The organism is Thalassospira sp. MCCC 1A01148, assembly GCF_001613795.1.
In the GTDB taxonomy this organism is placed as follows: domain Bacteria; phylum Pseudomonadota; class Alphaproteobacteria; order Rhodospirillales; family Thalassospiraceae; genus Thalassospira.
Window position 1 is genome coordinate 1,148,562 of record NZ_LPVZ01000020.1, and the last position, 15,339, is coordinate 1,163,900.

Sequence of the window (15,339 nt, forward strand, 5' to 3'; positions counted from 1 at the left end):
CCTGATCCACAGGGATCAAAAGGCCCACGGCATGGTCCAGGTCTCGCTCAGGACCGTGTCCTGATAAAGGATGAAGGCCCGAAGGTTGCTTGACGTCGCATCACTGGTATTGAACAGATCAAAGATCACGCGCACCCCGCCATTTTCCGGATCGGGCATGATGCGGATATTGCGGACTTCACCCTCGGATGCGCTGATATCAGCGCGCAGTTTTTTGGCATCCTTGATGAAGTAATCCAGATCGCCACCGGCAAAGTTCAAAACAAATCGCGTCCCCGCCTGATCGTCATCATCTTGGGGCGCAAGTCGTTGAATGCGGGTATCGATAGCCTGTGCCATGCCATGCAAACCGGTGCCATCGCGGGTCGCGGTGACACTGTATTCAAGCTGCATTTCGCCACCGGCCGCCGGTTTGGTTTCAGGCACCCAATAAGCCACGATATTGTCGTTGGTTTCCGACGGGCTCGGGATTTCGACCAGTTCGATATGGCCCTTGCCCCATTTGCCCTTTGGCGTCACCCAATAGCCCGGCTGCTGGTCAAAGCGCCGTTCCAGATCCTGATAATGATCAAAGTTGCGATCACGCTGCAAAAGACCAAAGCCGGTGGGGTTTTCGTCCAAAAACGCGCTTATTTGCAGATGCTCGGGGTTTTCAAGCGGACGCCAAAGCCATTCGCCGCGCCCGTTATGGATCAAAAGCCCGTCGCTGGAATGCACTTCGCCGCGATAGTCATCAAAAAACCGGCGACGCTGTTCGCCAAACAGGAACATGCCATTCAGCGGCGCAATACCGATCTTTTCGACTCCGTCGCGGAAAAACAGATGGGCCTTGATGTCGGCCTGACTGCGCGTACCAGGCGCAATCTCAAACCGATAAGCACCTGTGACGCGCTCGCTATCCAACAGCGCATAAACCGTAATCGTGTCGGCACCATCCGTTGGCTCGACGATCCAGAATTCCCGGAAGACCGGAATTTCCTCGCCGGTCGGACCGGCAAGATCGACCGCAAGACCCCGCGCCATCTGGCCAATCGACTGGCCCTGCCCCTGCAGGCGGAAATAGGACGCGCCAAGGAAACGCGTCAGTTCATCATTGCTGGTGACGTCTGATAACGGATAACGAAGACGAAATCCGGCATAATTCTGCGTGGTGAAATCATTGCCCGAAAGGCCCGTAGTGCCGAAATCAAACAGTCCTACGGAAAACGGAATGACCTGAACTTCGCCGTCACGCACCAGATTGATGGTCACCGGAACATCATACATGGTCCCCGGGTGAAACAGCTCCAGACTGAAATCGGTCTCGGCCGGGTTAAAGAAGGCGCGCTTGGACTTGAAACGGATCTGTGCGTATTCCTCTGCACTAAGCGTCGAAAGGGCTTCGGGCAGTTCACGATGCGGGTTTTCGAACGGCTGTGCAGCCAGATTCCGCGCAAGATCGGTCACCATCGCCGGATCAAACATCACGGGTTTGGAAATATTGGATTGTTTTGGTGCCTCGGACGAGGTGGCTTCCTCAGCCGCGTTTTCTGGTGGCGTTTCTACCTGCTCAGGCTGATCGCCTGATGCCGTTTGTTCGGACGGGACGACTGTTGTTGGCGCAGGTGTTGACGCAGGTTTCGACGTCTCGGCATTTTGCTCTGCCGGGGCGGATTCATTTTCCTGTGCATGGATCGATGCCATCCCTGCGACCATGAACATCGCGGATGCGATCGCACCTGCAAGAACACGCCGAAGGGGCAGCGTCATATGCTGCTGAAAATGCTGCGTCATACTCGTATATGCTACCAACCGTTGGATTTTTCCGAACTTATTGGTTGTCGTTGTGCACAGGAAACTGGGCAGGAATGTGTCCTGATCAGGGTAAGAATCCGCAAAGCCACAACCGATCATTTGCCCAAAAGGATTGCTTTAATCCCGGACATGTCATTGGCAAAGCGTCATTTTTGCATGGGCAGCAACCACAAAACGCACTAACGATCCGCTTGACGGAACCGCAAATCCGTTTGTCAGATTGCAGATTGAAGCGCGCTGTTTTCCGCGCTGGAATCGGCGTGCAATTCACGCGGTGTCATGTTGTGGCGCTGCTGGATGGCGCGGGCAAGTGCGGTTGTACTGCGATAACCGACCTGACCTGCCACCGCCTGCAGTCTTTCGCCTTCGCGCAGCAAACCAAACGCCATATCAAGGCGAATGGTTTGCAAGAAATCACCGGGCGACGTGCCCAGCAATTCGCGAAACCGGGCGGCAAAACTCGCCCGCGACATGCCTGCCGTTTCCGCCTGTCTTTCAACCGACCAATTTTCGCCGGGATTCTGATGAAGTTCACCCACAACCCGTGCAATGCGCGGGTCGCGAAGTGCTGCAAGAATGCCAGGCCGCACAAGGTTCTGCGCCTGACAATGGCGCAACACCATCAGCAACAGCAAATCGACCAAAAGATTGATTGCCGTTCGGTGTCCGGGCTGCGCGCCCTGTGATTCCGAAAACAGCTGACCGGTGATGGCCTCAAGCCCGGGGATCTCGTCAAAGGGCAGGACAAGATATTCCGGCAGGCCGAGCTTGGCCGGGCCAAGACCCGCATCGGGAAAATCCAGATTGGCACAGACCACTTCCGCGCCACGCTCGGGCGTGTCGATATCATGGGGCACAGGACAGCCAAACAGGACAACACCCGGTCGATCAAGAACAACCGTCTTACCCCCGTCAAACAGAACGCGCATGCTGCCATGTTGCAACACATGCAGCATCCCTTGCTGCTGGGATGGCAGGTCCGGTCTTCCCTGATGATGACTGCTGCCGCAATGGGTTCCGGCAAAAATCACATCGCCACGCGGATGGTTTCCGGCAAACAGATCGGACAGAACATCCTTCTCAGACGAATTGCGTGCTTCCTCAGACAACAAGTCACTTCTCCGGCGATAGGCTGTTTTCAGATTTCAAGACGCCCTCTTGATGAACCAGTTCCGTGATCGCCTGCCAGTAAACACCCGGTGATCACCCCGTGAAGGAGATGAAAAAATGACCAAACGTTCTAGCTTCTTGCATTCCGCCGCCCTGGCCGCTGTCCTGGGTATTTCTGCAGTCGGCACCATTGTTGCGACCACCGCACCGGCAACGGCTGCTCAGGAAGTCAACATTGTTGATGGCTACGCCCTGCAGGGTTTTGACCCGGTTGCCTACTTTACCGTTGGTGCCCCGACCCCGGGCAACTCCGAATTCAAGGCAGAGCATGGCGGCGCGACCTATCGCTTTGCCAGCGCTGAAAACCGCGACCTGTTTAACGCCGACCCGGAAAAATACGCACCACAGTATGGCGGGTTCTGCGCCTTTGGTGCGGCAATGGGCCGTAAATTCGGCGCCGATCCGCAGGCATGGCGTATCGTTGACGACAAGCTTTATCTGAACTTGAACAAGGAAATCCAGAAACGTTGGATTGCTGATATCCCGGGCTTCATCCGTGGTGCCGACCACAACTGGGAAATCATCGAGACGATCGAAGACGCCAAACTGGCCGACGAAAAAATGGCCCCCAAAGGTCTGACCATCGGCGCACAATAACCCGGCCCCTGGGTTATTCTATTCCGGTTGTTCTATCCGGGTTCCTCTCTGGCTCCCTGTTGCCCGGTAAGGAAATGGCCGGTCCACAAAAGTGGACCGGCCATATCTTGTTTCAGATGACTGCGAATGCCGATCTGAAAGCAAACCCGTCAGTATCCGACAGCACAACCATCCTTGCGCGGGTCCGAGCCGGCAACGTACCCGGCATCGGTTTTGGCAATCAGCTGCGCGCCGCCAAATCCGAAATTGGTGCTGTCAGGCGTCTCGACCTTGATCGCATGGCCCTTGGCCTTAAGCGCCTCAATGACATCCGCACCGACCGAGGTTTCCACGGCAACATTCAGCCCCGAAAGCGCCTGCCAGCGCGGTGCATCAGCCGCGGTTTGCGGATCCTGCCCCCAAAGCTGGGTGCGCAGTGTCATCTGCAAATGTCCCTGTGCCTGCATCGGGCCACCCATGACGCCAAAGCTCATGACCGGATTGCCATCCAGACCCATCAGGAAGGCTGGAATGATCGTCTGGAACGGACGCTTGCCGCCCTTGACCAGATTGGGGTGACCGTCTTTCAGGCTAAAGCCGTGACCACGGTTCTGCAGACTGATCGAGGTACCCGGCACCACAACGCCAGAGCCAAAGCCCATATAGTTCGACTGGATGAATGACACCATCATGCCGTTTTCATCCGCCGCACTGACATAGACCGTGCCGCCATGTTTGGGGGCACCGGCCTTGAAATCCTGTGCCTTGTTGGCATCAATCAATGCCGCGCGGGATTTCAGATAATCATCAGACAGCAGATGCTCGACCGTGACATCGGTCATGTAATCCAGATCGGCGACATATTCGCGCATATCGGCAAAGGCCAGTTTCATGGCCTCGATCTCAAGATGAAGTGCCTCGACCGAATCCGGTTCATAATCGGTAATGTTGGTATGGCGCAGAATACCCAGCGCGATCAGCGCCGAAATGCCCTGGCCGTTTGGCGGGATTTCATGCAGCTTCACATTGCCAAAGCTTTGCGAAATCGTGCCCACCCAGTCGGCCTTGTGATTTCCAAGGTCCTCTTCCGACAGGGCCGCGCCATGTTCCTTGGCAAAGGCGGCAATCTTGCCTGCCAGTTTGCCGCGATAGAAACTCTCGCCCTTGGTTTCGGCAATATCGATCAGGCTTTCGGCTGCGGCCTTATTCACAAACAGCTCGCCCGCCTTGGGCGCCTTGCCGCCCGGCAGGAACGCCTCGGCAAAGCCCGGCTGTTTGCCAAGCAAATCACCGCCCTTTTCCCAAAGGGTGGCGATGATTGGCGATACGGCAAAACCGCGGGTCGCATATTCGATGGCCGGTTCGAACAGTTTTTCGAACGGAAGCTTGCCAAACTTGGCGGAGATTTCCTGCCACGCGGATACAGCACCCGGCGTGGTGACAGCTTCCCAGCCACGCTGTGGCATGGCATCAGCTCCGGCAAAGCGTTCCGGGCTCCAGTCAGCTGGCGCACGGCCCGATGCATTCAGACCATGCAGTTCCTTGCCATCCCAGATGATGGCATAGGCATCAGATCCAAGTCCGTTTCCGGTCGGCTCGACCACGGTGAGCGCAATCGCCGATGCAAGCGCCGCGTCGGCGGCATTGCCGCCCGCCAGCAACATGCGCAAGCCTGCCTGGGCGGCAAGCGGTTGGGATGTTGAAACCATATTGCGCGCCAGCACCGGGGAGCGGCGTGAGGCATAAAGCGCGTCGTGACGAAGTTTCATGGGTGTCTCCTAATCGCCGTCTTGTTCATCGGTGGCAGGACGGTCTTTTTTGCGCATCTTCAGCACCGAACGCACACTGAAGATGACTGAAAGAAGGGCAGCCGCCAGCAAAACGGCCGAAATCGGACGGGTAAAGAACACCGTCCAGTCCGCATCGCTCATCAATGCGCGGCGCAGGTTGGTTTCGGCAATCGGACCAAGGATCACACCGAGCACCAGCGGTGCGAGCGGGTAATCAAGCGACTTCAATCCATAACCAACAAGACCAATCGCACCAAGCAGATAAAGGTCGGTGACCCGGTTATTGAGCGCAAAGGCCCCGATCACACAACAGATCATCACGGTCGGCACAATGAACTGTTTGGGAATGTCGGTCACGCGCAGGAACAGACGCATCGACAGCACACAAACCACAAGCATCATGAGCGACGCCACAACCATGGCAACGAACATGCCATAGGCCAGATCCGCATTGTCCATGATCAGGCGCGGGCCAACCGAAATGCCATGCACCATCAAAGCCGCCATCAGGATGGCGTCAACTGCAGAGCCCGGAATACCAAGCGCAATCATCGGAATAAGACCACCACCGGCCGTGGCAGAGTTCCCGGCCTCGGAGGCGATCACGCCATCGGGGGTGCCTTTACCGAATTCTTCGGGTTTTTTGGAGCCACGCTTGGCCTGATCATATGCCAGCAAGTTCGCAATCGAGCCACCAGCCCCCGGAAGCGCACCGATAAACACACCAATCAGCGAAGAACGCACAAGATTGACCGGACGCATCAGGACTTCGCGCATGACAGCCCATGTCTTGAATTCGATGACATCGGGAATAAGCGCGTCACTGCCCTTGCCTTTGCCGTGATCCTCAACTTCGCTCATCAACTGGCTGATGGCAAAAATACCGATCAGGACAACAAGGAACGGCAGCCCCGGCATCAAAAGATCACTGTCAAAGGTCAGACGCGGGCGTCCCATCATCGGATCCGGGCCGATGGTCGCAAGGCCCAGACCAATCACCCCGGCAATCAAACCGCGCATCAGCGAATTGCCCACAAGGCTCGCGACAATGGTCAGCGCAAACACGATCAAAGAGAAATATTCCCAGGGCCCCAGTTTGACCGCCAAAAGCGCCAGTGGCGGGGCAGCGACAATCAGAACAATGGTGGAAATGACCGTCCCGAAGAACGATGACCACACACCAAGCGAAAGCGCACGTCCCGGCTCACCGCCGCGCGCCATCGGATAGGCATCAAACGTGGTTGCGACTGAACTTGGTGTACCGGGAATCCCCAGAAGGGCTGCACTGATCAGCCCGCCGGTATAACCGCCGACATAAACCGACAACATCACCGAAACACCTTGCAATGGATCCATCGCAAAGGTCAGTGGCAATGTCAGGATAATCGCCATTGTCACGGTAAAGCCCGGAATGGCAGCTGCCACGATCCCGGCAATTGAACCGATCAGCATGTAGATCAAGGTGTCAAAGGCGAACACCTGATGGGCACCGGAAATAAATGCGTCCAACATGATCGTAAACTTTACTTAGGCCGCGAACAGTACGCCACGCGGAAGAAACACGTTAAAGACCTCGGCAAACAGGATGTTCAAACCAACCGAGAAAATCAGGGCGGCGATGATCGACTGTATGAGGGTCTTTTTCGAAATACCGGCAATCAGAAGCTGGGTAATCAACAGGAAGACAAAAGTTGCCAAAGAAAACCCGGCAACCGGCAGTGCAAGCAGATAGACAACCAGCAAGCCAAACATCGCAAATGAAATGCGACGTGCCTTGACCCACTGACCGAATGCATGTGCAAGGCCATCAAGCTGACCGGCCTTTCGGATATCAATAACCGCACGCACAGATGCGATCAGGCACAAGACAGCCAGAACCGCAAAAACCAGCTTCGGGAACGATCCTGCGCCCAGCGGCTCCCACCGTGACGTCGGCAATTCACCCGCCCGGATCGACAGATAAACCGATCCAAGTCCGAAAACGATATATGAAATCAGCCGTGCGACTTCGGTTTTTGCACGCAAAGCAGCGGATGCCGATGCATCCGCTGCTGCTGATTTCCCGTTCGGGGTCGTCATCCTTCGAGCTTGCCAACCAGACGGTTGACCGTGTCGGACAACTTGCCGAGATAGGTCTTGTATTCTTCCTGGCCAAGGAACATCGGCGCAGAACCAACATTGGTGACCTTGCTGCGGACGTCTTCGCGCTGCATGACCTTTTCGAGATGCGCTTCAAGGGCATCTGCAATTTCCTGCGGCGTTCCCTTCGGCAGAACAACACCACGGGTTACCGCCAGATCAAGATCGTGGCCCAGCTCGCCAAAGGTCGGAACGTCCGGGGCTTCTTCGGTGCGCTCGGGCATACCAACCGCAGCAAAGACCAGATCACCGTTTTCAACAAACTGACCAGCCGAGGAAACGTCACCGATGGCAACGTCGATATTGCCGCCAACCAGCGCACGAATACGCTGACCGGTGCCTTCATATCCAACATAGGAGAATTCAATATCAAAGGCGTCTTCGATCATCGCCATGTGAAGATGCGGCACGCCTGCAAGGGTCACACCGGCACGCACGGCACCCGGGTTTTCTTTGGCGTAGGCAACCATTTCCTCAAAGTTCGAGAAATTGTCGTTCTTCGAAAGCGTCAGATACTGCGGTGACGAGGTCACCAGCGCGATCGGCATGAAGCTGTCCCAGTTCAGGTCGGTAATGCCCGTCCCGTTGGAAATCAGAAGACCTTCATGAATCTGCGAAACAGTATAGCCATCGGCCGGACGCTTGGCGAATTCGGCCAGACCCACATTGCCACCAACACCGGGCATGTTGATGACCGGGACGGCTTTGCCGGTTTCGTCGGCCAGACCCTGGGCAACAATACGCATCAGCGTGTCACTGCCGCCACCCGGGCCCCAAGGGACGATGAATTCGATCGGCTTTTCTGGATAGTCCTGCGCTTGCGCCGGGCCTGCAATGGCCGCGGCCATCAAGCCGGCAGCAACAGCAATCTTGCGGAACATGTGTCTTGCCTCCTGATAACATTCCTGAAGATCGTTGAACCATTACTACTTTGGTTCAATCAAATTGTCGACACATTGTTGGCATTCGCAAACCAATTTCGCAAGCGCAAAATTATATTTACCGGAAAACAAGGATTTTGTTGCACAAAACGATCAAAAATGGATAGTACCACTGATAAATTGATATCAAAATTGGTTTGGATTGGTTTCGATGATTGAAATAGAAGGCACCATGAGCCTGTATTTGGTCTGGGGGGCAGCAATGCTGTTCGCAGGCGTTTTGGGTGGCATCATGGCCGGACTTCTGGGTGTCGGTGGCGGGATCGTCATTGTCCCGGTGCTGTATCACTTTCTCACCACCATGGGTGTGGACGAAAGCTTGCGCATGCAGGTGGCCGTTGCGACGTCGCTCACCACAATCATTGCCACCGCGATTTCATCAACACGCAGCCACTATAAAAAAGGCTCGGTTGATACAGCACTTCTCAAACACTGGGGTCCGGCAATCATTGTCGGCGTGATCCTTGGCACCGCGATTGGCGGATTGGCAGATGGCCGGGTTCTGACCATCGTGTTTGCCGTGGTCGCCCTGATCGTGGCTGGCAACATGATCCTGGTAAAGGATCGCGAAACCAACGAAACCAAAAATCCGCCGAAATCGGTTTGGGCCATGCTCGGGGTGATTGCCGGCAGCCTGTCAGCCATGATGGGGATTGGCGGCGGCACCATTTGCGTGCCGGTCCTGAACTTCCTTGGTTATGACATTCGACGCGCGGTTGGCACAGCAGCGGCAATCGGTCTGATCATTGCGCTGCCCGGCACCATTGGTTACGCCATGTCGGGGATCGGCGTTGATGGTCGCCCGCCTTTTTCAATCGGTTATGTCAATGTTCTTGCTGCAGCACTGTTGATCCCGATGACCGTATTGTGCGCCCCGATCGGCGCACGCATCGCCCACAGCATTCCGCGCCGGGCCTTGCGCATGTGCTTTGGTTTGTTTTTGGCGATCACATCGCTTCGGATGTTCTACGATCTGCTGAGCTAGAAACTGCAATCAAGCCTGAATGGATTGGGCCTGTTGTTTGATAAACCAAGAGCTTATAACAATAGGTGCAGATTGGTTCGCAAGGTGAAACGCCATAAAGGTGCAGAACAACCATGAATGAAATCGCCACACAGACACTGGCGGACAAGCTCAAGGCGGGATTTGCCGATGGCGCGTTCGTCAAGGATGGTCGGGTCATTGCGGAACGCGCACTCGCCGAACAACTTGATGTCGGTCGCCGTGCCCTGCGCAAGGCCCTTGATCAGCTTGAAAGTGAAGGTCTGATTTGGCGTCGTCAGGGTCAGGGTACCTTTGTTGGCACCCCGCCGACCCCGCGTCTGCGCAAGCTTGAAGGGCTGGCCACCAAAACCAGCCCGTTCGAAATCATGGAAGTCCGCCAGGAAATCGAACCATCCATGGCCCGGTTCGCAGCCCTTCGCGCCTCACAGGGCGATATTGATGCGATGCGCAGCATGGTCGAAAAGGCCGCCAGCGCCACCACACAGGCCGAATATGAAAAATGGGATGCGGCCTTTCATCAGCGACTGGCCGAATCAGTCAAGAACACCCTGTTTCTGGCGGTGTTTGAAGCCGTCAATGCGGTGCGCCGCGAAGCTGCCTGGGCCCGCCTGCGCGAGAGCAGCCATTCAGATACATTGATCGAAGAATTAAGTGCCCAGCATCGCGACATCATCAACGCGATCGAGCAACGCGACCCCAAACGCGCCGAAGACGCCATGCGCCGCCACCTGTCGGAAGTGGAACATGCGCTTAAACAAACCTGACCTGATTGCCGGGCCTGTTGATCGCCTGATGATCAGCCCTGCGGCATAAATTCCGCAAACATGCCGTGATAGGCCTTGATTGGCGGCTTGGCATAGGCCCCGGCTTTGCTGGTGCGAAGCCCCAGAAACGCCATCGCCTCGATCATCTTGACCGCCGCACTGACCCCGTCAATTACCGGTATCCCAAGTTCTTCCTGTAGACGGTTGGCAATGTCGGTCATGCCCGCACATCCCAGAACAATCGCCTCGGCATAATCATCCGCAAGGCAAATCTCTGCCTGCTTTTTAAGGGCTGCGTACGCGCTTTTGGCATTGGCGCCCTCGAAATCAAGGGTCCGAACGCCAGCTGCACGGACCACACATTGCGAAGACGCCCCATACTTCGCCACCAGATGCTCCAGCGGTCGAACCGAAACCGCCATCGGGGTCACAATCGCAAAGCGCGATGAAACCGCAGCCGCCATCCGCATTGCGGCCTCACAAAGCCCCAGAACAGGCGCCGTCGTCATGCAGCGGGCGGCATCCACGCCGGTATCATCAAAACACGCCACAACATAACCGCCAATCGGATCGGTGTGCTGTTCAGGTGCAGCTTCAAGTTCGCGAATAACCGACAACAAGCCGACACTGGCAAAGGCTTCGTCGTAATAGCCTTCGATACTGTCGGGCCCGAAACGCGGGTTAAGGGCAAGAACCTCGGTTGATGCGCCCACGATGTTCCGGGCCTGCGACCCAACCTTTTTGGTAAAGCCGGTCGACAGGTTGGGGTTGATAACGGCGATGCGGCTCATGCTTTTTGTCCTTTGCGACGGCGCATGATCGCAACCGTGCCCAATGCCAGTGCAATCACCAGGAAAGAGAAGCCGGTGGTTACCGTGCCCAGTGCATAAAGCACCGGTGTGGTGACGTTGGTTGTCATGCCATAAATCTCAAGCGGCAGCGTATTAAGCGCGCCCGCCGTCATCAAAGTTCGGGCAAATTCATCGTAAGACAGGGTGAACGAGAACATCGCAACCCCGATCAGGCTTGGACCCACCATCGGCAACACAACATATTGAATGGTTTGCCAGTTGCTTGCGCCCAGATCGCGTGCGGCTTCCTCAAAGGACGGATCAAACCGGTTAAACACCGCAAACATGATCAAAAGCCCGAACGGGAACGTCCATGTCAGATGTGCCCCAAGGGCCGAGGTAAACCATTGCGGTTGCCATTCAACAATATTGAACAGCAGACCAATCCCCAGCGAAATCAGGATGGACGGCACGATCAGACTGGCAATCGCCAGATAAAAGATCACGCTGTCGCCCCGAAACCGCTTGCGGAAGGCAAGACCGGCCATGAAGGATACGACCACCGTCACCACCATGACAATCAGGCCAAGCTTAAGGGACCTGCTGAACGATCCACCAAAATCACCCACCGCCTGTTGTTCAAACAGATTGCCAAACCAGTGGAACGAAAAACCGTTCATCGGGAAGGTCAAACCGCCATTCTCGCCCTGGAAGGACAGAATGAAAATCGTCAGCATCGGACCGTAAAGAAACAGCACGAACAGCGCAAAGAAGGCCGCAAGGAAATAGAAGCTGGTCGGACGGCGCTCACGGGTTTTGGAAAACAATGCCATGATCACAGCTCCTTGCGGATATCAACAAGACGCAACAGTGCGGTCACGATCAGCAAAACCGTGATCAGAAGCACCACCGCACTGGCGGCTGCCGCCGGATATTGCAGAAGCCCGATTTCATTGGAAATCTGCAAACCGACCGAAGCACTCTGCCCGCCACTCATCAAACGGACCGTGATGAAATCACCCATCACCACCGTAATGACAAAGATCGACCCGATGGCTATGCCCGGTTTGGACAACGGCACGATGACGGATTTAAGGGTTTCAAACCCGCTGGCCCCGGCATCGCGCGCGGCCTCCACCAATGATCGGTCGATCCGCATCATGGAATTGAAGATCGGCACCACCATGAACAGTGCATACAAATGCACATCTGCCAGAACGACTGCGAAATCGGAAAACAGCAGGAATTCAAGCGGTTGATCAACAATCCCCAGATTGATCAGGGCAGAGTTCAAAAGCCCGTTACGCCCAAGGAACGGGATCCACGAAATCATGCGAATGATGTTCGAGGTCCAGAACGGAATGGTGCACAACATAAAGAAGACGATCTGCCAGGTCAGGCTGCGCACGTGAAACGCCAGGAAATAGGCCACTGTAAACCCGATCACCAGGGTAAAGAACCAGGTCAGAACAGCGTATTTCAGGGTGTTGAGATAGATGCTCCACGTGACTGAGGAACCCAGCAGATATTCGTAATTCTCGAAAATAAAGTCCGGCAGAATGCGGTATTCGTCATAGTCCCAGAAACTGACCACAACAATGGTCAGAAGCGGGATGACAAGAAACACCGCAAAGATCAGCGCCATCGGCGAGATCAGGAAATAGGACGATCTTTTTGACGTATCAGAAGCCATGCTCTGTCCTTGAAACCCTGCCAGAAAACCGAAAAGTAAAAACGAAAACCCAAAGGCAAAAACGAATAAGAAAGCCCGGCCCGGCACCGGAAAATAAAAGCAATATCAAACCGGGATGACGGGCGCGGCCAAAGCCGCGCCCACCCAACATCCGTCGCAGATTATGCTGCGATGAATTCGTTCCACTTGCGGACCATGTGCTTGTTCTCGTCCATGACGGAGTTCCAGCACGCGACCGAGCCCATACGCTCCTCGTAGGAACCGCCATCGCGAACAGCACCCGCTTTTTCCATGACCTTGCCGTCCGGGCTGAGGATGTCGCCTTCGGCAGCCTTGCCTTCCATCCAGAAGCCCCACTCGTCTTCGGACATGAACTTCTTCGCTGTTTCCGGTGCTGCGCTGTAGTAACCCTGACGGTTAAGATACGCACCAACCCAGCCCGACAGGTACCAGTCGATATATTCGTACGCTGCTTCCAGCTCGAGACCCGAAAGGTGCTTGGCAAGACCGATGCCGCCACCCCATGCGCGATAACCTTCCTTAAGCGGCTGGTATTTGCAGGCGATGCCTTTGGAACGCACAGCAGCAACGGCCGGCGACCACATGGACTGAATGACAACTTCGCCAGATGCCATCAGGTTGACCGACTCATCGAAGCTCTTCCAGAAGGCGCGGAACTGACCAGCTTTCTTGGCATCGATCATGACCGCGATGGTTTTGTCGATTTCTTCCTGGGTCATGTTGCCCTTATCGCCATAGGTGACTTCGCCCATGGCTTCACACACCATCGCCGCATCCATGATGCCAATCGACGGAATGTTCAGGATCGATGCTTTGCCCTTGAATGCCGGATCAAGCAGATCGGCCCAGCTGGTGATTTCGCGATCAATCAGGTCAGGGCGAATACCAAGGGTATCTGCGTTATAAATGGTCGGGATCAGGGTCATCCACTGGGTCGGCGCAGATGCAAACTCGACACTGTCGGCACCTTCAACGAAGCCAACCGTATGCGGCGCGGTACCTTGCGCGATCTCTGAATCCGGGGTCAGTTTGCCATCAATGAACAGCTTGGAGATGTACTGATAGTTTTTAAGCTTGGTGGTATCCATCGGCTGCATGGTGCCGGCCGGGAAGACCTTCTTACAGATCCAGTATTCGATATCGGCAATATCAAACGAGTTCGGCTGGGTCACGGCACGCTGGGCAACCGCATCCGAATCAAGGGCAGTCATCTGAAGGGTAAAACCAAGATCTTCTTTGACCTTGTCGGCAACGGCGTTGATGTTTGAAACACCGGTACCGAACTGACGCAGGGTGACGTTCTTGATGTTCTGGGCCCAGATGGTCGGGAAGCCGGTGATCGCACCCGAACCGATGGCAGCACCGGTAACAGCAGCGGCACCCTTGACGAAACCACGGCGCGAAACGCCGGTTTCCGTCTCAATAGATGTCTTCGAAACTTTCTTTTCGATCGTCATGTGAAGCACTCCTGATAGCTTGTTGATTTATTTCATTCAGGCCAGAACATGTGCATGTTCCGGCTTCCAATAGGCGATGAATTTGTCCAGTCGCCTGACCGGTGCCTGCCGAAATTCGCTTTCGGTCTTCATTAGGGTTAGTTCCTTGCCGTCGGCTGTGGTGGCGACAATGCGCACCCACAGGCCGAGATATTCGACCGTCGTGATCTCGACAGGGATTTGCCCGTTCTTGCAGTCTTCAGGTGGCGTTTCGTCCAAACCGATCAGGTCCGTACGAATGGTGAATTCAAGTTCTTCGCCCGCCTTGCCATCGGCAAAGCCGGGCAGAAGGAAGCTGTCCGGACCGCGCGCAAGCAAGGTGCCCGCCGGACCGGATTCCGAAACCGTGCCTTTGAAAATGTTCTGACCGCCCATGAAGTTGGCGATGAAGCGCGACTTGGGCTGGTTAAAGATTTCGTGCGGGGTGCCTTTCTGGCGAATGATCCCGTCTTCCATCACGACAACCATGTCCGAAAGGGCCAATGCCTCGTCCTGCGCGTGTGTAACGTGGACAAAGGTAATGCCCAGCTCCTGCTGCAGGCGGCGCAACTCGTCACGCATGCGCGCCCGCAGGAACGGATCAAGGGCGGAAAGCGGTTCATCAAGCAAAAGAACGGATGGCTCGGTAATCAGGGATCGGGCAAGCGCAATACGCTGTTGCTGCCCGCCAGAGAGCTGGTCGGGCTTGCGATCTGCAAATTGCTCCATATGGACCCGGGCCAGCATCTCTTTGGCCCGATCTTTACGATCCGATGGGGAGACACCTTGCATCTTGAGGCCAAAGGCGACGTTCTCCGCACATGTCATATGCGGGAAAAGCGCGTAATTCTGAAACATCATCGCCGTGCCGCGTTTGACCGGCGGCAATTCGGTAACATTGCGGTCCCCGATCAGAAGATCGCCTTCGCTGATCACTTCGTGACCGGCAATCATGCGCAATGTGGTGGATTTGCCGCACCCGGACGGGCCGATCAAGCAGCAATACGCCCCTGCCGGGATTTGCAGATCAATCGATTTAACTGCCTGTGTGCTGCCATAGAATTTCGTGACAGCAATTAATTCAATGGCCCCGTTACCCGTCATCCGCTCACCCGTCGCTGCATGCAAAATTGTTAACAATCATGTCAGCGATCCAAGGCAAGATGCGTGCCACTTGTT

General features: G+C 55.5%; 14 protein-coding genes. 3 read left to right on the top strand and 11 right to left on the bottom strand.

The annotated features are described in order from the left end of the window. Window positions 1–15: 15 nt before the first annotated feature. Together AUQ43_RS14685 and AUQ43_RS14690 are read right to left on the bottom strand one after the other, a co-directional pair. Window positions 16–1,749: a glucan biosynthesis protein gene (locus AUQ43_RS14685; RefSeq protein WP_232310692.1), complete on the bottom strand. Its 1,734-nt coding sequence runs from the start codon at window positions 1,747–1,749 to the stop codon at window positions 16–18. Between the two features lie 260 nt (window positions 1,750–2,009). Beyond that, complete coding sequence (locus AUQ43_RS14690; RefSeq protein WP_062957344.1) at window positions 2,010–2,903, bottom strand: AraC family transcriptional regulator; 894 nt, start codon at window positions 2,901–2,903, stop codon at window positions 2,010–2,012. Window positions 2,904–3,021: 118 nt separating this feature from the next. On the opposite strand from AUQ43_RS14690, the gene AUQ43_RS14695 reads away from it, so the two are divergent. Beyond that, window positions 3,022–3,561: a YHS domain-containing (seleno)protein gene (locus AUQ43_RS14695; protein ID WP_062956951.1), complete on the top strand. Its 540-nt coding sequence runs from the start codon at window positions 3,022–3,024 to the stop codon at window positions 3,559–3,561. A gap of 149 nt (window positions 3,562–3,710) precedes the next feature. On the opposite strand, the gene AUQ43_RS14700 is transcribed toward AUQ43_RS14695, so the two are convergent. Genes AUQ43_RS14700 through AUQ43_RS14715 form a run of 4 tightly spaced genes read right to left on the bottom strand, consistent with a single transcriptional unit; the run spans window position 3,711 to window position 8,350 of the window. Beyond that, on the bottom strand, window positions 3,711–5,309 hold the full coding sequence (locus AUQ43_RS14700; protein ID WP_062956952.1) for a gamma-glutamyltransferase family protein: 1,599 nt from the start codon (window positions 5,307–5,309) through the stop codon (window positions 3,711–3,713). A 9-nt stretch (window positions 5,310–5,318) separates the two neighbouring features. Further along, the gene (locus AUQ43_RS14705; RefSeq protein ID WP_062956953.1) at window positions 5,319–6,842 is read right to left on the bottom strand and encodes a tripartite tricarboxylate transporter permease; all 1,524 of its coding nucleotides are present in this window, start codon (window positions 6,840–6,842) and stop codon (window positions 5,319–5,321) included. 15 nt (window positions 6,843–6,857) lie between these two features. After that, window positions 6,858–7,409: a tripartite tricarboxylate transporter TctB family protein gene (locus AUQ43_RS14710; protein WP_062956954.1), complete on the bottom strand. Its 552-nt coding sequence runs from the start codon at window positions 7,407–7,409 to the stop codon at window positions 6,858–6,860. Further along, window positions 7,406–8,350: a tripartite tricarboxylate transporter substrate binding protein gene (locus tag AUQ43_RS14715; RefSeq protein ID WP_062956955.1), complete on the bottom strand. Its 945-nt coding sequence runs from the start codon at window positions 8,348–8,350 to the stop codon at window positions 7,406–7,408. The genes AUQ43_RS14710 and AUQ43_RS14715 overlap by 4 nt, the downstream gene beginning before the upstream one ends. A 211-nt stretch (window positions 8,351–8,561) precedes the next feature. On the opposite strand from AUQ43_RS14715, the gene AUQ43_RS14720 reads away from it, so the two are divergent. Then, window positions 8,562–9,395 carry a sulfite exporter TauE/SafE family protein gene (locus tag AUQ43_RS14720; protein ID WP_062956956.1) on the top strand — a complete coding sequence of 278 codons (834 nt, stop codon included), beginning with the start codon at window positions 8,562–8,564 and terminating at the stop codon, window positions 9,393–9,395. A gap of 113 nt (window positions 9,396–9,508) precedes the next feature. Further along, window positions 9,509–10,180, top strand: coding sequence for a FadR/GntR family transcriptional regulator (locus tag AUQ43_RS14725; protein WP_062956957.1), 672 nt, complete (start codon window positions 9,509–9,511; stop codon window positions 10,178–10,180). Between the two features lie 32 nt (window positions 10,181–10,212). Here AUQ43_RS14725 and AUQ43_RS14730 read toward each other — a convergent pair whose 3' ends face one another. The 5 genes from AUQ43_RS14730 to AUQ43_RS14750 all read right to left on the bottom strand — a co-directional run bounded on the left by AUQ43_RS14730 (window position 10,213) and on the right by AUQ43_RS14750 (window position 15,264). Further along, entirely contained in the window at window positions 10,213–10,971 is a 759-nt protein-coding gene (locus AUQ43_RS14730) for an aspartate/glutamate racemase family protein (RefSeq protein WP_062956958.1), read from the bottom strand. Beyond that, a complete protein-coding gene (locus tag AUQ43_RS14735) occupies window positions 10,968–11,804 on the bottom strand; it encodes an ABC transporter permease (protein ID WP_062956959.1) in 837 nt (278 codons plus the stop codon). Before AUQ43_RS14735 ends, AUQ43_RS14730 begins: the two co-directional genes overlap by 4 nt. Window positions 11,805–11,806: 2 nt before the next feature. Continuing rightward, entirely contained in the window at window positions 11,807–12,664 is an 858-nt protein-coding gene (locus tag AUQ43_RS14740; protein WP_062956960.1) for an ABC transporter permease, read from the bottom strand. A gap of 161 nt (window positions 12,665–12,825) precedes the next feature. After that, window positions 12,826–14,142 (bottom strand): PotD/PotF family extracellular solute-binding protein, encoded by a 1,317-nt coding sequence (locus AUQ43_RS14745; RefSeq protein ID WP_062956961.1) that lies wholly within the window; start codon window positions 14,140–14,142, stop codon window positions 12,826–12,828. A gap of 36 nt (window positions 14,143–14,178) precedes the next feature. Further along, entirely contained in the window at window positions 14,179–15,264 is a 1,086-nt protein-coding gene (locus AUQ43_RS14750; protein WP_062956962.1) for an ABC transporter ATP-binding protein, read from the bottom strand. Between the last annotated feature and the right edge of the window lie 75 nt (window positions 15,265–15,339).

Excerpts from the sequence above, each read along its gene's own strand:
- AUQ43_RS14685 (WP_232310692.1), bottom strand. The coding sequence starts at position 1,749 with ATGACGCTGCCCCTTCGGCGTGTTCTTGCAGGTGCGATCGCATCCGCG.
- AUQ43_RS14695 (WP_062956951.1), top strand. The coding sequence starts at position 3,022 with ATGACCAAACGTTCTAGCTTCTTGCATTCCGCCGCCCTGGCCGCTGTC.
- AUQ43_RS14700 (WP_062956952.1), bottom strand. The coding sequence starts at position 5,309 with ATGAAACTTCGTCACGACGCGCTTTATGCCTCACGCCGCTCCCCGGTG.
- AUQ43_RS14705 (WP_062956953.1), bottom strand. The coding sequence starts at position 6,842 with ATGTTGGACGCATTTATTTCCGGTGCCCATCAGGTGTTCGCCTTTGAC.
- AUQ43_RS14710 (WP_062956954.1), bottom strand. The coding sequence starts at position 7,409 with ATGACGACCCCGAACGGGAAATCAGCAGCAGCGGATGCATCGGCATCC.
- AUQ43_RS14715 (WP_062956955.1), bottom strand. The coding sequence starts at position 8,350 with ATGTTCCGCAAGATTGCTGTTGCTGCCGGCTTGATGGCCGCGGCCATT.
- AUQ43_RS14720 (WP_062956956.1), top strand. The coding sequence starts at position 8,562 with ATGATTGAAATAGAAGGCACCATGAGCCTGTATTTGGTCTGGGGGGCA.
- AUQ43_RS14725 (WP_062956957.1), top strand. The coding sequence starts at position 9,509 with ATGAATGAAATCGCCACACAGACACTGGCGGACAAGCTCAAGGCGGGA.
- AUQ43_RS14730 (WP_062956958.1), bottom strand. The coding sequence starts at position 10,971 with ATGAGCCGCATCGCCGTTATCAACCCCAACCTGTCGACCGGCTTTACC.
- AUQ43_RS14735 (WP_062956959.1), bottom strand. The coding sequence starts at position 11,804 with ATGGCATTGTTTTCCAAAACCCGTGAGCGCCGTCCGACCAGCTTCTAT.
- AUQ43_RS14740 (WP_062956960.1), bottom strand. The coding sequence starts at position 12,664 with ATGGCTTCTGATACGTCAAAAAGATCGTCCTATTTCCTGATCTCGCCG.
- AUQ43_RS14745 (WP_062956961.1), bottom strand. The coding sequence starts at position 14,142 with ATGACGATCGAAAAGAAAGTTTCGAAGACATCTATTGAGACGGAAACC.
- AUQ43_RS14750 (WP_062956962.1), bottom strand. The coding sequence starts at position 15,264 with ATGACGGGTAACGGGGCCATTGAATTAATTGCTGTCACGAAATTCTAT.